The sequence below is a fragment of the Chitinophaga sp. sic0106 genome, from assembly GCF_019219075.1.
Lineage (GTDB): Bacteria > Bacteroidota > Bacteroidia > Chitinophagales > Chitinophagaceae > Chitinophaga.
On sequence record NZ_JAHUWJ010000003.1, the window covers coordinates 1 to 17,022 of the forward strand.

The following is a 17,022-nucleotide window of genomic DNA, read 5'->3' on the forward strand; positions in this document are numbered from 1 at the left end:
TTGCCGCCAGCTTCCTTCAGATTCCATCTTACAATGGACACCCTTGCTATTGGCTAATGCTTCCTACTACAAAGCGCATTCGGGACTTGCACCCTAGAGCTATAACACATGCCTGGCACACATAAAACAGGCAGACCTAAGTCTGCCTGCACAGGATAAACCTTGCCATAAAAACCAGGTCTTCCTTAAAATAAAGTTCTGCTTTTTTTGGAAATCAAAACAGTACCTTTTTTTGATTATAACGATATATCCCACTGTAACCGAAAGCGCCATTCACTAGCCGGAATTCCCCCGGTTTTATCATAATTGAAATAACTGGTTTCGGCCGTGAGTTTGTTCTTATGCTTGTGAAAAAACCAGTTGAATGCCAATGACGTTTCTCTTTTTTTAGTCTGATCTTCTTCCCGGTTAGGAAAGTAACCTGCATTTCTTGCGGCCATTTCCAATGGCGCCGGCCACCAGTCAAATGCCTGGTGGAAAAAATAACCTGCCTCCACATAATACCCATGCAGTGTGTTGGTGTGATCATTATTCAGCTTGTCTATAATCTCTTTCCAGTGATATTCCATCTGCCAGCTAAAACCCTTATACATGAGGGCGGTTTCAACATTCGCCTGGTTTACCCGGTACTGTCCAGGCAACCCGTTATCATACCCCTCCAGCTCTCCGCCTCCAGCCTGTGAAAATCGTGTATAAGGACTACGGTTAGTGACTCCGTTCAAGGCCAGCACGCCGGCAGGCCGTTCATGAATCTCTAAGTCACTACCCTCAAAATCCAGGTATTCACCCGTGAAGTTCCACTGCAAACGGGTAAAATACATCAGATGATTATCATCATTTTGCGTAGAGCCGCGGCCGGTACCCGTAAAAACGCCCATCCAGTAATTAAAATCGGCCACACCCCTGCCCTTCAACCTTCCGTAAATTTCTGCTCCCTGCTGCCGGTCCACTGTGAATGGACGGTTGATGACAGATCGGTCCACCATCTGCTGCTCCCCGCTACTGATTCTCCGTTCCCGTGAGTACTCCACTTTAAACTGGCCCACCTGGAATTTCAGCCAATCCCACTTCTCCACCGAAAGCGTAAAGTTTAGCAGATTGGACTGACTCAGCTCATATTCCCAGTAATATTTAATCCAGGGCTTAAATGCATGACCTCCTACTTTCAACCTGGCCCTGTTAATTTTAAATGAAGTTTTATTCTCCCCCATGAAGTCATCATAAGTAACCGGGTCCTGATCTTCAGGGGTAGCAAAACGGAACTGAAACCTGCTCTGAATCTGTAAAAGAAATTTGTCATCCCTCGTACGGAATTCAAAGCCTTTTTCCCCGTATTGGACAGATACTTTATTCGATGTATCCGCCAGGATGTATTGCCCGAAGACTTTGTTTGTAAAGAGGCAACATACAGGCAAGCTCAATATGGTCAAAGCTTTCCGCGCACAGAAATAGTGGCTCATATTATTTCTTTTTCTTTAGGTGGAACAACTGCAAAGGAATCCAGGAAGAAAGCCAGCGTCACATACCAGATATCAATTGCTTAACGCTACAGGCGCAAAAAAGTTGAAGATCAACATAGTTACCCATTGTATTACAGGGTAACAATTTTAACATCAGGCACGAGTTAACTTTGACAACCCATTATTTTCCATTACCTTTCGATATTCTTTTTTATCAACCTGATGCTTACTGACTGCTATACCGACCATGAGTTACTAGGCCTTCTTCAAACCAGCGACCACCGCGCCTTTAACGAGATTTATCGCCGATACTGGGATAAGCTGTACTACCTTGCCGCCAAAAAACTGCAGGAGCTGGAAGAAGCAGAAAGCATTGTGCAGGATGTATTCGTTGACCTCTGGCATCGCAGGGAACAGTTACGGATACACGAAAACCTGGAAGGCTACCTCGTAGTGGCAGTAAAATACCGCATCATCAATTACCTCGCCCGGCAGGACCGCTTCCGCTCATATCAACAGTACATCAGCACCCGGCAAAACATCAACGACTCCACCACGGAAGACTGGATCAGCTTCGAAGACCTGCGGGAATGGTTGTTTAAGATGGTAGCACAGCTGCCGGAAAAATGCCGCATGGCCTACCAGCTAAGGGAAGAAGGGTTCACACAAAAAGAGATTGCACAACAAATGCAGATTTCAGAAAAAACAGTAGAAACCCATATCAGCCGCGCGCTGAAAGCGATACGCGCCAGCATCAGCCAGCGCCTCTCCTCGCTGTTTTCACTTCTCTTTTAAAAAAAGGAAGACAGACCACCAGGGCCTGCCTTCCAACCAGGGACTACAAACCAACGGGTTTTATGGTAAATGACATTTTACAAGGCGCTACCGGCACCAGGTACTGCGGTAGCTGCATAGGGCCGCAACTGCCATTGCCCAGGCCCATCTGACGGGCATCCAGGGTTAGCACCGTTTCCTTACGCGGTTGCAGCTGATACAAGTGTGCTGCACTACCCAGGTCCTGATCTGTATAGTGCAATGCACTAAAGCTCATGGTATCATGCACCACAATCTCAATTCCTCCGGCGCCAGGCCGGGTAAGTCGCACCCAGCGAACATCTTCCCGGTTGCCCATGCCCTGCGGCTTTTCATACAATTCCGCCATATGCGTCACCGTGTTACTATACAAGCCTACAAATGCGGCCGACTTCCGATCGATATAATTTTCATGCGGCCCCCGGCCGTACCAGTCCACCTGCTCCAAACCGGGCGCCAGCAGCATACGCAGACCAAGGCGATTGATAAAGTACGAGGTAGTATCCGGGGTAATCACCGCATCTACCCTTATTTCATGATCGGTGATGATATAATCCAACACTGCATGTACACCAAAACCGCTGCGTGTATTAACGCGGATAGCTGTTTTTACGGTCACCGCTGATGCACCTGGCACAACGTCCAGTTTTTGCAGCACATACGCCGGCTGATCAAATCCTAAAGCGCGCGTGTCATAGGGCTGCCCCCAGTCGCTGGTATGATCATTGTCCAGCATGGCCCTGTACAGGTTCACTGCCAGCCCCTGCTCCGGCCCATCAATGATCGTTTGCTGCCCATATTGCAGCTGCACCATACGACCTGAATTCTTATCAAACGACACCTGCACATTACTACCGGTAACGGTTATACGGCTGGCCGTTTGCTCCAGCCTGAGAGGCTTGTTGCTATTGGATACCACAGTTGCAGTTGGCTGTTGAACTGCCAGTTGCCCTGCGGCCACTATATGTCCTTTCTTTGCCCAGGACTCATCCTGGCTGAGTTTTACCTCCATATTCAGGAAGTACTCCGCACCCGGCTTAGTCGGTGTATACGGCACCGTTAGTACCGTATCTGCTCCGGGAGTAAGCGTGAAGGGATCGAATTCACCCTGCTGTACGGCCTTGCCATCTTCCAGTAAACTCCATTGTACACGAAAACCGGAAAAATCAAGGAAAGCATAGCGGTTGCTGATTTTCACCCGGCCACCAGGCAGGTTACTAAATTTTACATACTGATACACCTGCTTCACCTCCTGTATGGCAGGCTTCAGCTGGCGGTCGGAAGTGACCAATCCTTTTATACTAAATGTGCCATCATTCGGTTTATCGCCTAAGTCGCCACCATAGGCGAAATAATTTTCACCGCCGGGTGCATGTGCCAGCAGACCCTGATCCACCCATTCCCAAATACAGCCGCCAATCAGCCGTTGGTGACTTTCAATCGCATCCCAGTATTCTTGCAGGTTACCCACGGAATTACCCATGGCATGGGCGTATTCACACATGAAGTAAGGCTTCTCTGATTTCGCTTTTCCACGCTCAATCACATAGTCTACACCGGGATACATGTTCGACTCAATGTCCGCCACACTGTTCATACCTTCGTAGTGTATAGGCCTGGATACATCCATTCTTTTCACTACTGCCCTGGCGGCTTCAAAGTTAGCACCAGCGCCGGCTTCATTACCCAGCGACCATATAATCACCGAAGCATGATTTTTGTCCCGCGCTACCAAACGCTCCGTACGATCCACGATAGCGGGCTGCCACGACGGGTAGGTGGCTATTTTCTGATGGCCGTGCGTTTCATGATTTGCTTCATCAATCACGTATAAACCATAATAGTCGCACAACTGCAGCCACACCGGATCATTGGGATAATGGCAGCTGCGCACTGTATTGATGTTATGCTGCTTCATCAGTAATATATCCTGTATCATACTTTCCGCCGTCACTGCCTTGCCCAGCACCGGATGAATCTCGTGCCTGTTCACCCCTTTCAGCAACACCGGCTTGCCATTAACCAGTAAACGGCTATCCTGTATTTTTACTTCACGGATACCCAGTTTGTTGGTCAGCACTTCCGTCACGCGGCCGTCAGCATCTTTCAAAGTCAGGTAAACCGTGTATAGGTAAGGTTTTTCGGCGGACCATAATACCGGATTAGAAATATTACAGGCTATGGTCACCTCACCTTTCGTTACCGCAGCAGCCGTTGCGGTGGCTACAGGCCTGCCGCTCGCATCCACAATTTCCGCTTCCAGTGATGCTGGTGTATTACGGCGATTGCTGCGTATGTCAGCGGTAATGGAAACAGCTGCTGAAGTGTATTCCGAATTCAGTGCCGGCTGCACAAAATAATCACGGATATACGTTTTGGGCACAGCAAACAGATATACCCTTCTGTGAATACCACTGAAGCGGGTCATATCCTGATCCTCCAGGTAGCTGCCATCACTGTATTTATAGACCTCCACCGCTATGGTATTTTTCCCGCGCTTAATGTAAGGGGTGATGTTGAATTCCGCAGGACTAAAACTATTCTCGGAATAACCCACTTGTTTTCCGTTTACCCACACGTACATAGCGCTGATCACGCCATCAAAATGGAGGAATATTTCTTTACCATCCCAGTCCTCCGGAATAGTAAACTCCCTGCGGTACGACCCAACAGGATTAGGTTCCCTGGCGGTTGTCCAGTCGCCCGGTACAGGCCCCATTACGCGGGGCGGATCATTCCGGAACGGATAAGTGATGTTTGTATAGATAGGTGTGCCATAGCCCTGCATCTCCATGTTAGCCGGCACTGGTATGGTTTTCCAGTGCTGATCATCAAAGCCGGGGCGGTAAAAATCTGTCGGCCTTTCATCCGGATGCTTTACCCAGTTGAATTTCCACGGGCCGTTGAGCGACTGATATAACGGCGACGCATATCCTGTATCGGTGGTGGTGGCAGCGGTTTCTTTTGAGGGAAAAGGAATATAAGTTACATGTGTTGGTTCCTTATTAATGCCGAAAATCGTTTCATCTTCCCAGGCTGCGCCCCTGATAATTTTTGCCACCGGTATCTTTACTTTTAGCGGAGCAATGCGCCAGTATTGGGTAGAATCGTTTAGCCGTACAGGTGATTGAAATAATACGGTATTGCCATTATCCAGCTGACGGCTACCCAGTCGTTGTCCGGTAGCAGCACTGGTGATGGTATATGTACCGTTGGATACAGGTTTAATAAACCATTGCTGGTTTATATTTTCAGGTTCACGATCCCAGAGTAATACGGGATTGCCATGTTGATCCGCCCTGTTTCCGTTATCAATACTTTTTGCGCCCAGGGCCATATTCAGCTGCCAGGCGCCATTGGATAGCGGTTGCAGGCTCCAGGCCTGCGAAGCCGTTTTACTGGCAGCCTCTAGTTGTACAGATGCGTTGTTGAAACGGTTGTCTTTTACGTCCGCTACCTGCTGGTGGCAGTTGATCAACTGATAATATTTCTGTGCGTCAAATTGTGCGGATGCATGCAAAGAGGTCAGGAAAACACTTGTGCTGTACACAAGTGTTTTCCATGAAAAAATAGCTGGTTTCATTATTTGCTGAATCTTAATCTTCTTAAAAAGCGCTTAGCTCAGCGAGGTGTGTATATTCCACGTTTCCATAGTTGCTAAGCACTGTAATCCTGAAGTAGCGGCCTTCCGGAAAGGTGGTTACAAAAAATCGCTGGGCAGTATTGATGTTCTGCAGGTTAAAAATACCGGCATGCGTCCATGTGCTGTTATCGTCACTCACTTCCAGTTGAATGGTATTGGGCTTGCCATTGTTGGTACTTTGCCGGCCCGTGAGCACCAGGCCATGAATCACTTTTTTCTCTCCCATATCAATAGCAATCCAGTGCGGAGGTGTACCAAAGCCGCCATCCCATTTGGTGTGCCAGAAGGTGCTGTTTTTTCCATCAATAGCGTGAATCCCAAGACCACCGTTGGTACTGCCTTCGGCAGGTTCTTCGGAAGAAACTCCTGCTACCATCCATTGACTACGGTCATAATCCGCGAAGTCTGTAAAATCCAGTGAAGCACGAACAATGTAATACGCAGTTTGCAACGTCGAATTGAGTTTAATATTTCCACTTACTTGTTTTATGGAGATGGCAAGCAGATAGTCTTTAAAAAGTTCCATTCCTTTGCTGGGATTGATCTTCACAGCCAAGGGAGCAGTAGTAGTACTACCTTTGGGAATAGTGGCGCTCAATGTTTCCAGTTCGTAACATTTTGCCGGCAAAAGGGCGTAGCTGGTACCATGCTGCTCATTGTATGCCTGTACTTTCGTTACGTCTTCCACAAATTCTACCTGCACATCCCGGGTCAGATTTTCGTACCCGCCATAGCTGGCACCATAGGTTATGGTGTAAGTAGTATCAGCCATACGGAGCACGGGCATATTCATATTCCTGGCAGCGGCAGCCATATATACCTGGCTGTTTGCCGCGTTAAGTTCCTCCTTTGGGATAGCAATTTTTTCACAGGCTGTCAACAGCCATAAACCTGCAAGCGCAAGGGTTATATTTTTTAATGTCATAATGGTAATAATTAATGTTTGGAGAGATGTTACCAGCCCGGATTCTGTACTAGTTTCAGTCCCCGGTCCATTTCAAACTGCGATAGCGGGAACCAGTAGTAGGCACTCTTCCAGGCGCGGTTGTCGGCCACCACACGCTGATAAAACTCAGCGCCATCCTTGTTTACATTCATTCCATACAGCTCATGCATGATGGATGGTACTATCTTCCATCTTCTCACATCAAACCATCGGTGGCATTCAAAAGCCAGCTCTATCCTTCTTTCTGCACGTATAGCCGCAATAAGTTCGGTACCGTGTATTTCAGCTAACTCGCCGCTGCCATATTCCGGGATACCGGCTCTTTTACGGATAAGGTTCAGGTACTTCAATGCTTCAGCATCATTGCCGCCGTATTCAGCCAGCGCTTCTGCATAGTTGAGGTAAATCTCTCCCAGGCGTATCAGTACAAATGGGCGACTATTACTAATACCCGCCAGCCTGTTGGTTTCCGGTGATACATTTTTTAACACGAGATACCCGGTATGGGAATAGTCCTCGCCCCCGTTTTTCTTTCCATCTCTCCCCGAAAAAGTCATATCCACGGTGATAGAATCCTGGGTGATAGCGCCACCTTTGTACCGTGCACCACTGTACAGAATGGAGGCATAAAACCTCGGTTCCCGGTTCAGGTACATGTTATATACGCCGTTGGTAAAACCAGTTTCGGAGTAAAGCGGTGATTTAGCGATCGGCAAACCATCTTTCATGAAATAGGCATCCACCATTTCCTGCACCGGTGCCACGCCGTTCCAGCCGCCGGCAGAACGCAGGGAGCAGTTGTAATCCCAGTTCCACAGGTCATTGTCCTTGCGTACAAATATGCACTCGTCGTTCCAGGGCATTAAATGAATCCCGCGATACGACTTCACCGGGTTGCCGGAAGGATCTTCATATAATTTATACAGGTTGAGATCAATCACTGCTTTTGCTGCATCCGCCGCTTTTTTCCAGCGTTCGCGGTCCTGCGACTGAGAAATAAATGGCTTCCCATCTGCATTCACAAAAGAGGCGAACTCTGTATTGCCATTGTATTGCGGGCTGGCGGCATATAACAATACCCTTGACTTAATGGCGAGAGCAGCGCCTTTGGTCACACGACCGTAATCACGGTCCGCAGCAGGCACCAGGGGCAATACAGCCGCTGCTTTGTCGAGCTCAGATACAATGTAATCCACGCACTCATCATAGGTATTACGTGGCAGCATCATATCTGCCGGCTGTGCATCCGCCGGCAATTCTTTTTCGCCCATCAGCACGGCAGGCCCGTATTGGCGGATAATCATGAAATAGAAATAAGCGCGCAGGAACCTGGCTTCCGCCTTGTACTGATCTATCAGCCGCTGGCCATCCAACGCTAATATTTCCTTGTTGGCATCGATATGATTCATGAAATAGGTAGCAGAACGGATACCATTGTAGTACGACTGCCAGGTATAAAACGGCGAAGTACCCGGACTAAAATTCCCCACGTTCACCTGGTAGATCGTCCATTTTGCCCAGGCTACATTTACCTCATCCACGTTGCCTGTCCACGGATTGCCGTTCCACTGGTCACTTTCATCCCGAACAAAGTTGTATACGTTTGCCAGGTATTCTTCTGTAGGCTTTTTCTTCTGAAACACCTCTTCAATCGTTTGCCGGTCGTTAGGCACCTGATCCAGGTATTTGGAGCAGGCAGGCAAAATGATGTAAAGCAAACAGGTGCTGATATATAACAGGAAATAGTTCTTTTTCATTTGCTAGTCGTTGTTGTTAAAACCGGCAGTCGATGCCAAAGCTGTATGTTTTCAGTAACGGGTATTGTGCTCCTTTACCATCGCCGAGCTCTACATCCCAAAGTTTAAAATCGCTGAAGGTTGCTACGTTATAGCCTACTGCATAGATTCTGAAGTTGCTGATACCTAGTTGATGGAGCAGACGTTTTTGCTGGATGGTATAACTCAACTCCACATTTTGGAGGCGTATGAACGCACCGTTTTTGATCCACCAGGTGCTGTTGGCATAATTGGAGTTGGAGGTGGAAGGATAGGTCAGGCGCGGATACCAGGGATTGGGATTGGAGCCATCCGGTGTCCAGCGGTCGGTGATGTTATTAAACAAATTACCTCTTGACCCTTCTTTCTGGAACGGCTGCAACCCTTCCCCGTTCAACGAAATATCTACGTTACTGATACCTTTAAACCAGGCGCCTACACTAAATCCTTTATAGGAAAAAGAGGGACCAAAGCCATAGACTATCTCCGGAATAGAGCCATAACCAATGGGGCCTTCATCGTAGTTGTTGATAAGCCCATCGCCGTTCATGTCTTTGTATTTGATATCACCCGGCTGAATATCACCCGTTTGCACGGCACTGTTGGCAATCTCTTCTTTTGACTGGAATAAGCCCAGGGCGGTCAATCCGAAGCGCTGTCCCAACTTACGACCAATGGCCTGTTGCCAGGAATATGGCCAGAGTGCATTTGCATCCTGTTTCACGATGGCGCGGTTCCATACCATGTTACCACGGAATTCAAAATATAAATCCTTGCTCAGCTTTTTGTTGAAGGTGATGGTAGCATCTACCCCTTTGTTTCTTACAGCACCGAGGTTACCATATGGCGAGCGCTGGATACCTGCGTAGTTGGGCAGGTCACCGCGCTGGCGGAAAATACCGTCACGGTTTTCGAGGAAGAAATCCGTAGTAACAGACAGCGCATCTTTCAGCAATCGCAGTTCAATACCCAGATTGGCTTTCTTAGCACGTTCCCAGGTAACGTCCACTGCATAGTCGCCCACATCCACGCCACCAAAATCATTGTTGGTATTTTTTCCAAAGGAGTAACCAGTAGTGGTAGCAACAGTGGAGATATAGGCAAACCTGCGGCCGCCGATGTTGCTGTTACCCACGATACCGTATGAACCGCGGAATTTCAGGAACTGGATCGTATTTTTCAGTGATTCGAAGAATGCTTCATTAGAAGCTACCCAGCCTACACCATAGGATGGGAAAAATCCGAAACGTGATTCCTTGCTGAAAGTTTCTGATCCGTTATAGCCCAGGTTCAGTTCTAACAAGTAGCGTTCATCGTAACCATAGGTTGCTCTGGCGGCCACACCCTGGTAGCGGTATGGGATGGCATCAATAAAGTTGCCGGCAAAAGCATCGGTGCGGTCACTCTGGTTGTACAGCAACATACCGGATACCTCATGTTTACCGAAAGAGCTATTGTAATTCAGCGCTGCTTCCGTATAGAACTGGCGGCTGCCGCTGTTATTACGGCCGTAGGTCAGGTAGCTGGAGCCCACACGTGTTTGCTCAAACACGAGGTTACCATCGTTATCACGATTGGTAGCAAACCAGGCGTCTACTGTTTTGGTACGGGAAATCTGGTGGTAGTTATAGTTATCGAAGGAGAACATGCCGTAGGCTGATAACCCTTTCAGCAGCGGACTCAGGTCCTGCGTGATGCGTGCGTTGGACCACAGCTGGCTGTTCATATTATTGATATAGCCGCTTTGCGTGAGCATATCATAAGGGTTGGCTTCCTCGCCGCGCACCTGCGGAATGAGTCCGTTCGAATATTTCACCGGGATAATGGTTGGCGGCATGATGTAGGCGGCGTTCCAGATATCGCCGGTGCCTTTACCGGGATAGTTACCTTCAGATATCCATCCGGACGCGCCGAAGTCTACTTTCGTATTTTTAAAAACCTGTAAGGTGAGATTGCTGGTGAAGTTATAGCGGGTGAACTTGATGGCAGAATTATATTGTGCCAGTTCATCTGTTTTGTAAAGGCCGGTTTCGTTGTAGTAGCCGGCAGACAAATAATAGGTTGCCCTTTCAGAACCACCGCTGGCATTGAGGTTCACCCTTCTGTTATAGCCGTGTTTGTTGAACATTTCCTTCATCCAGTTTACGTTTGGATACAGGTCGGGGTCACTGCCGTCGGCTGTTTTCTGAATTTTCTCTTCGGAATAAAGTGGGCCTGCACCGGGTTTGGTGTTGGCGTAGGCTTCGTTGGCCATTTTCAGGTAGGTGACACCGTCGGCAAACTGCGGTGTTTTGGTGAAGGCGGTGATACCCTGGTTTAGCTGTGCATTTACCTGTGGCTTACCTTGTTTTCCTTTTTTGGTTTCGATCAGGATGACGCCATTGGCGCCGCGCACACCATATACAGCAGTGGCGGATGCGTCTTTGAGAATAGTAAAGCTGGCGATATCTTCCGGGTCGATGTTATTAAAAGTACGTTCCACACCGTCTACCAGCACCAGCGGACTGCTGTTGGTGAAGGTCGAGATACCGCGGATGTAGATCTGTGAGCCGTCGTATCCCGGTTCGCCGCTGCGTTGTACCCCTATAACGCCTGCCACGCGGCCGGCGATGGCATTGGTGAGGTTGGCAGCGGGGATTTTCAGGTCTTCCGCTTTGATGGAGGACTGTGCCCCGATGAGACTAATTCTTTTCTGCCGCCCAAAGCCTACTACCACTACGTCTTTCACACTACCGCTTTTAGCTTCCAGGATGATGTTCACCACCAGTTGATCGCGTATGGCGATGGTTTGCTGGGAGTAACCGATGTAGGAGAACTGGAGGGAGTCGCCGATGTTGGCGCCGATGCTGTAGCGTCCCTGGTCGTTGGTAGGCACTACGCGACCGGTACTTCTGTTGATGATGGTGGCACCGGGCAGGAAGAGTCCGGCCGCATCCTGCACGCGACCGGTGATGGTAAGTCGCGGTGTATCCGTTGCCGTTATAACCGGTGGTGGTGCCAGCGGTCTGGCTTTAATAAATATGTTCCCACCTTCCAGCGTATAGCTGATGGGCTGATCCCTGGTACAGAGGTCCAGCACTTCTGTTAAGCTGGCGCCTTTGACCTGCAGGCTTACGGGCGCAGTTTTTTTCATGAGCATTTCCTTATAAAAGATAGAAATGCCTGTTTGCCGCGTCAGCTCCGGGAATATTTCCTGGAGGCTTTTGTTACGGACCGAAAGTGACACCTTTTGTGAATACGCTGCAGCATTTACGTGCAGGAAACCAACAAGGAGTAAGAAAGCTGTTAATTTCATTATCAGCCAAATTTTGGTTGATGACTTCATTCCATACGAAGCCCGTGCATTCCGTTTAAAATGCATAAATTTGTAGTGTTTGGTAGTTCTTAATCAGATTTCACCGCTTAGCGTGGTGGAACCCTGTTACAAGATTTTGGATGTCCAGATATCAAACGGGGGTGTTCCCAGCACCTCCGTTTACACTGTTAAGTAAGCGGCTGATAGTTAGGGTGCATGCATGTTGTGAATGTTGATTTTGGTTTAGAATAGCATTACTTACGTAAAACGGTAACTTTCCTTCCTTCTATTTTGAACTGGTGAGAGCCGTAGGCGCCCAGTAATTTTAGTACATCCGGGAGATTTTTATTCCTGCTGATACTTCCTCCATATAGCTCGTCGCTGTTGCCGGCGAGGTTGATAAATTCCACATCATACCATCGGGCAATTTCTCGCAGGATGGATTCGAGGTCGGCGTTATTAAAAATGAACAATCCGTTTTTCCAGGCGAGGGCTTTATCTATGTTAGCAGGTTGTAGTGTCAGGGTGCCTGCGCCAACGTTTGCTATCGCCTGCTGGCGTGGGTGCAGCAGTTTGGTGGCGTGGCTGTTTGCTACCTGAACACTTCCTTCTACCAGGGTGGTATTGATTTGTTTTTCATCCGGGTAGGCCATTACATCGAAGGTGGTACCGAGAACTTTTACGTTTACCTCACCAGCGTTCACGTAAAACGGGCGGCTGGCGTCTTTGGCTACTTCAAAGTATGCCTGGCCTTGTAGTGCAACGGTTCTGTCGGTGCCGGTAAATGCGGTGGGATAGGTGAGTTTGCTGGCGGCGTTGAGCCACACGACGGTACCGTCGGGCAATACTACATTATAGCGGCCGCCACGTGGTGTGGTGAGTGTATTCGTTTGTACGGGACCGTTAGTGCCCCGGAGGTAGGTCAAGCTGCCGCTGTCGGCCTTTATGGCCTGGTCGAGTCGCGCGCCGGTGGCAAGGCTGTCCAGTACTACCTGCTGACCGTTGCCGAGGGTGAGCACGGCTTTATTTCCGGCAGGCAGGAGTTCCTGTGCTATGGCCTGCTTTTCAGCAGGCGGAGCTTTGAGTATATAACCTATGGCAACCAGCAGCAGCATGGCGGCAGCTGCTGCGGAGGATACCAGGAGGAGTCGCCGTTTAGGGCGTACTTCTTGCCGGATCGCTTGCCATATCTTTTTTTCGTGTACATCCTGGCTGGCGGCGATAGCAGCTGGGATTTCCAGTATTTCGCCGTCGTCCTGATTGAGCCATTGTGCCAGTTCCTGTTCCTCTTCCGGAGTGATGGTGCGTTCCAGCAGTTTACGGGAAAGGACCTGGTAGCGTTCATTATTCATGTAAATGATGTCTTTGCCTATAACAAGGTCAATTGAAAGGAGGCTTTCCCTGAATGGGGTGGAAAATTTTTTTCCAGGGAGATGTTATTTGCCTTATCTGAAAAGCCCAAGCACTTTCGGCAGATTGCCAGGGAGGTCAGTGGGATTACGGATAAAACTTTATCGAAGGAGTTGAAAAGCCTGGAATCTAATCAGCTGATCAGCAGGGAAGTGTATGATACTTTTCCGCCCACGGTGGAGTATACGATTACGCCGCATGGGTTATCGCTGGGGAAAGTGTTGGATGAGCTGCATTTCTGGGGGTTGCAGCATAGGAAAAAGGTGATGGGGAAATAGTGATATATTACGAATGCTTACCTGTGCATGAGTTTTTAAATTGAGGTAACCTCGGTAAAAGCGCATCAGGTAGGTTGTTTGAGGAATTAATTATTAATACAAAAGCTGACTGCTGTATGAAAGCGATCAACTACGTACGGTAATCCAAATCTAATATCTTGTCTGATCCATTGAATATAATCCCTCCTTTCTCTTTGCACAACCCCGTGATTAAGAAACAGTACATTATCAATCATGTGTTGTATTTCTTTTCGGATATTCTCATCCTCAATGCTCACATTGGGTACAAATCGGTGGGTAGATTCATCGTAGTCAAAATATTCTTCCGGGGAATAATTCTCCAGGTCAGGCTTAAGGTAAGGAACAACAGCTGTATTACGTTTCAAGCTGTTTATTTTGGCGTGTATCATGAACAAATTGCTCCAGCGCCAGTATTTTTCCGCTTTTAAAGAAGGATCATAATGATCCATTTCACCCAGATGATCGGTTCTTTTAAAATCTATATCAGGGTTCAACTTGAACCGGCCGGCTTCCCAATTTAAGTCAGTATATAATTCCGGAATACAGATATGCATTTCAGTATAAGCACAAACGCCTTGCTGGCATTTGTATAAGCTCATCACCACATCATCGTAATAATATTTATAATCTCCATTATGATTCCCCTGCTTATCTTCCAGCTTAATCACCCAATCCCTATACTTCGCAGATAAAATACCTTCCAGTTTTTTATCAATCTTTTTCATTCATTAATCCCATTTAGACAATTCTTCTGAGAGTTTTTGAATTTGGCTGCGCAATGCCTTAGCTGGTCCTGATTCTGCTTCACCTCCATCCAGCAGCTTGCGGAACTTTACATTAAGGGTTGCCAGCTCATCCAGCTTTTGCTTGCGAAAATCAGACCCATCATTTTCCAGATCGAAGATTCTTTGAAGAATGTCGTCCCAGCGCATGGTTTTAGGATTTAGGTGATAATTATCTACATGGTTTTCCCCATCGTAATAAACCTCCCTATAAATATGCCCTGGTTCATTAAATTTTAATTCCACAATCTCCCAGGGATCAAAGCTGGATGCAATAACAGGAGAGTGAGTAGAATAGAAAAATTGGCAATTGTTGGTGAGAGATTCATAGTAGTTGATGATTAACCGCTGCAAATCCGGATATAAGGAGCGTTCTGGCTCATCAAAAAGGATAATAGTATTTTTAGGTTTAAGAAGATATAATGGAAGCGCGCTTAATACCACTTGCTTAGTTCCTGTACTCCATAAATGCTCCGGAATCTCGTTATTCTGAAAGTCCTCAATCTTGATAAAACCTATATCTCCTCGGGTATTAAAATGAAATTCCCGCTTAACCCTCAGTTTAAAATTTGCTAATAGTGGATCCAAACAATTATCCGCAACATCAGCAATTGGATTAAATTCATTCTTTTTCCATTCTTCCAGCCTGTTTAAGGCAGACTTAATGGAATCAAGGTCAGTAGAAGCATGTTCAACTGTTCTGGAAATATCTTGTCTCAACTGTAATTCATGCTCCTGGTATTTTTGAATCGAGTCAAGTAAAAGGTTCCAAACGGTTGATACCTTACTTTTACTGAAGTCAACTATTTTTCCATAATTATAATGCTGGAAGCCAATATCATCAATTTCAAAATTCAGGTTTGCAGGAAAATAAACAACTTTACTTGCTACTTTTTTTACCCACTCTTCCTTATAATAGGCTAGAAAATCTTGATTAGTTGCAGTTCGCTTCTGATAAATTGCCTCCGAATCATTGACTTCCCAAAATCTAATATCTTGTTCTACATCACTTATCTTTACATTATACTCTGCTTCATGCCCGTATGATAAATTGATGGAGACTTGATTGATATAATCCAAACTTTCCTCAGGAAATGATTTTGTATGATATCTACTCGTAAACAACGGTATCATCTCCAGCAACGTCGTTTTCCCTGTCCCGCTCTGCCCAATAAAACACACCTTATCCAACGGCTTTCCCGCTTTAGGATGCCCAGCCGGATAAGTCAAATCCAAATCAAGGTCCTTAAACTGATGAAAATCTTTGATAGTAATCCTGGATACTTTCATGGCGTATGTTTCTATCTGTAAAATAACTATTCTGCACTAGAATATAATTCCACAAAACAAAAACTTAGGAAAATAAAAAAGGGCTAAGTAGTTTCTACTACCTAGCCCTTCTTCTGTGATCCCGCTGGGACTCGAACCCAGGGCCCATACATTAAAAGTGTATTGCTCTACCAACTGAGCTACGGAATCATTCCCGTTTGTTTCGGGAGTGCAAAAGTAGAAAATTATTCATAACTACCAAATTTTTTTTCGCTCTATATAAAAAATTGTTTCATGTAATTATTTTCATTCCAGATAATTCTCTCCTATTTTTGTGGCGCTAAATTGTACTCATGAATAATTTCTATCAGCACAAAACAATTGTTATCACCGGTGGTTCTTCTGGCATTGGTAAAGCCCTCGTTGCCGAAATGGTAAAGCAGGGCGCCAATGTAGCCGTGTGCGGTCGCAAACAAGCCGCCCTCGAAGCCATGAAAAATGAACTCGGCGCCAAAGACGTATTCACCTTCGTGGCCGACGTTAGCGTGGAAAATGATTGTAAAGCTTTTATCGAAGCCGTCATCGCACGCTTCGGAAAAATAGATGTGCTGATCAACAATGCGGGGATTTCTATGCGCGCACTGTTTAAAGACCTGGATTTGAATGTACTCAAGTCCCTCATGGATATCAATTTCTGGGGTACCGTGTATTGCACTAAATACGCATACCCTTCCATACAGGCCAATAAAGGCTCTATCGTTGGCGTATCTTCCATCGCCGGCTACCGCGGACTCCCCGCCCGTACTGGTTATTCCGCATCCAAATTTGCCATGCAGGGATTCCTCGAAGCATTGCGTACCGAAAATCTTCGTACAGGCGTCAACGTAATGTGGGTATGCCCCGGCTTCACCGCCTCCAATATCCGCAACACCGCCCTCAATCCACAAGGACAAGCGCAAAGCGAAACGCCGCTCAACGAAGATAAACTCATGAGCGCCGAAGAAGTAGCCGCACGCATCTGCACCGCCATCGCCAAACGTAAACGCACCCTCGTGCTTACCACACAAGGCAAACTGACCGTCTTGCTGAGCAAACTCATTCCCGGCATCCTCGATGGTATCGTATTCAACCACTTCAGAAAAGAACCAGGGTCCCCCCTGCAATAAATCATTCGAAATAAACAATTGTCTGCCTTAGCCGTTAACGTTAGTACGTACAAATACTTAATATTGCGGTTAATTTAACATTGCATTGTTATTTTAACTTTCTTTGCACTCAGGGTGCATCTCACACCGGTGGCATTCTTTTTGACAGGAAAGCGACGCAGTAA

Annotated in this window: 11 protein-coding genes and 1 tRNA gene; 3 read left to right on the top strand and 9 right to left on the bottom strand. The window is 47.1% G+C overall.

All coding sequences use genetic code 11. The annotated features are described in order from the left end of the window. Positions 1-236: 236 nt before the first annotated feature. Positions 237-1,460, bottom strand: coding sequence for an OprO/OprP family phosphate-selective porin (locus KW844_RS05040; RefSeq protein ID WP_218375627.1), 1,224 nt, complete (start codon positions 1,458-1,460; stop codon positions 237-239). 222 nt (positions 1,461-1,682) lie between these two features. Here KW844_RS05040 and KW844_RS05045 point away from each other — a divergent pair, with 222 nt between their 5' ends. Next, a complete protein-coding gene (locus KW844_RS05045) occupies positions 1,683-2,255 on the top strand; it encodes an RNA polymerase sigma-70 factor (protein WP_218375628.1) in 573 nt (190 codons plus the stop codon). Between the two features lie 43 nt (positions 2,256-2,298). Here KW844_RS05045 and KW844_RS05050 read toward each other — a convergent pair whose 3' ends face one another. The 5 genes from KW844_RS05050 to KW844_RS05070 form a co-directional block, all read right to left on the bottom strand. Then, positions 2,299-5,856, bottom strand: a complete 3,558-nt coding sequence (locus tag KW844_RS05050) for a glycoside hydrolase family 2 TIM barrel-domain containing protein (RefSeq protein WP_218375629.1) — start codon at positions 5,854-5,856, stop codon at positions 2,299-2,301. 22 nt (positions 5,857-5,878) lie between these two features. Then, positions 5,879-6,841: a BT_3987 domain-containing protein gene (locus tag KW844_RS05055; protein ID WP_218375630.1), complete on the bottom strand. Its 963-nt coding sequence runs from the start codon at positions 6,839-6,841 to the stop codon at positions 5,879-5,881. Positions 6,842-6,870: 29 nt separating this feature from the next. Further along, entirely contained in the window at positions 6,871-8,619 is a 1,749-nt protein-coding gene (locus tag KW844_RS05060; protein ID WP_218375631.1) for a RagB/SusD family nutrient uptake outer membrane protein, read from the bottom strand. A 16-nt stretch (positions 8,620-8,635) separates the two neighbouring features. Further along, positions 8,636-11,932: a SusC/RagA family TonB-linked outer membrane protein gene (locus tag KW844_RS05065; RefSeq protein WP_218375632.1), complete on the bottom strand. Its 3,297-nt coding sequence runs from the start codon at positions 11,930-11,932 to the stop codon at positions 8,636-8,638. A gap of 254 nt (positions 11,933-12,186) precedes the next feature. Next, on the bottom strand, positions 12,187-13,284 hold the full coding sequence (locus KW844_RS05070) for a FecR family protein (protein WP_218375633.1): 1,098 nt from the start codon (positions 13,282-13,284) through the stop codon (positions 12,187-12,189). Between the two features lie 81 nt (positions 13,285-13,365). Between KW844_RS05070 and KW844_RS05075 the strand changes: the two genes are divergently transcribed. Then, on the top strand, positions 13,366-13,620 hold the full coding sequence (locus tag KW844_RS05075) for a helix-turn-helix domain-containing protein (protein ID WP_218375634.1): 255 nt from the start codon (positions 13,366-13,368) through the stop codon (positions 13,618-13,620). An 86-nt stretch (positions 13,621-13,706) separates the two neighbouring features. Here KW844_RS05075 and KW844_RS05080 read toward each other — a convergent pair whose 3' ends face one another. The 3 genes from KW844_RS05080 to KW844_RS05090 all read right to left on the bottom strand — a co-directional run bounded on the left by KW844_RS05080 (position 13,707) and on the right by KW844_RS05090 (position 15,902). Then, the gene (locus tag KW844_RS05080; protein ID WP_218375635.1) at positions 13,707-14,366 is read right to left on the bottom strand and encodes a hypothetical protein; all 660 of its coding nucleotides are present in this window, start codon (positions 14,364-14,366) and stop codon (positions 13,707-13,709) included. 3 nt (positions 14,367-14,369) lie between these two features. Beyond that, positions 14,370-15,713, bottom strand: coding sequence for an ATP-dependent endonuclease (locus tag KW844_RS05085; protein ID WP_218375636.1), 1,344 nt, complete (start codon positions 15,711-15,713; stop codon positions 14,370-14,372). A gap of 116 nt (positions 15,714-15,829) precedes the next feature. Next, a tRNA-Lys gene (locus KW844_RS05090) sits at positions 15,830-15,902 on the bottom strand. A 143-nt stretch (positions 15,903-16,045) separates the two neighbouring features. On the opposite strand from KW844_RS05090, the gene KW844_RS05095 reads away from it, so the two are divergent. Beyond that, positions 16,046-16,858: an SDR family oxidoreductase gene (locus KW844_RS05095; protein ID WP_218375637.1), complete on the top strand. Its 813-nt coding sequence runs from the start codon at positions 16,046-16,048 to the stop codon at positions 16,856-16,858. The last annotated feature ends 164 nt before the right edge of the window (positions 16,859-17,022 follow it).

Excerpts from the sequence above, each read along its gene's own strand:
- KW844_RS05075 (WP_218375634.1), top strand. The coding sequence starts at position 13,366 with ATGTTATTTGCCTTATCTGAAAAGCCCAAGCACTTTCGGCAGATTGCC.
- KW844_RS05080 (WP_218375635.1), bottom strand. The coding sequence starts at position 14,366 with ATGAAAAAGATTGATAAAAAACTGGAAGGTATTTTATCTGCGAAGTAT.
- KW844_RS05050 (WP_218375629.1), bottom strand. The coding sequence starts at position 5,856 with ATGAAACCAGCTATTTTTTCATGGAAAACACTTGTGTACAGCACAAGT.
- KW844_RS05045 (WP_218375628.1), top strand. The coding sequence starts at position 1,683 with ATGCTTACTGACTGCTATACCGACCATGAGTTACTAGGCCTTCTTCAA.
- KW844_RS05095 (WP_218375637.1), top strand. The coding sequence starts at position 16,046 with ATGAATAATTTCTATCAGCACAAAACAATTGTTATCACCGGTGGTTCT.
- KW844_RS05065 (WP_218375632.1), bottom strand. The coding sequence starts at position 11,932 with ATGAAATTAACAGCTTTCTTACTCCTTGTTGGTTTCCTGCACGTAAAT.
- KW844_RS05060 (WP_218375631.1), bottom strand. The coding sequence starts at position 8,619 with ATGAAAAAGAACTATTTCCTGTTATATATCAGCACCTGTTTGCTTTAC.
- KW844_RS05085 (WP_218375636.1), bottom strand. The coding sequence starts at position 15,713 with ATGAAAGTATCCAGGATTACTATCAAAGATTTTCATCAGTTTAAGGAC.
- KW844_RS05040 (WP_218375627.1), bottom strand. The coding sequence starts at position 1,460 with ATGAGCCACTATTTCTGTGCGCGGAAAGCTTTGACCATATTGAGCTTG.
- KW844_RS05055 (WP_218375630.1), bottom strand. The coding sequence starts at position 6,841 with ATGACATTAAAAAATATAACCCTTGCGCTTGCAGGTTTATGGCTGTTG.
- KW844_RS05070 (WP_218375633.1), bottom strand. The coding sequence starts at position 13,284 with ATGAATAATGAACGCTACCAGGTCCTTTCCCGTAAACTGCTGGAACGC.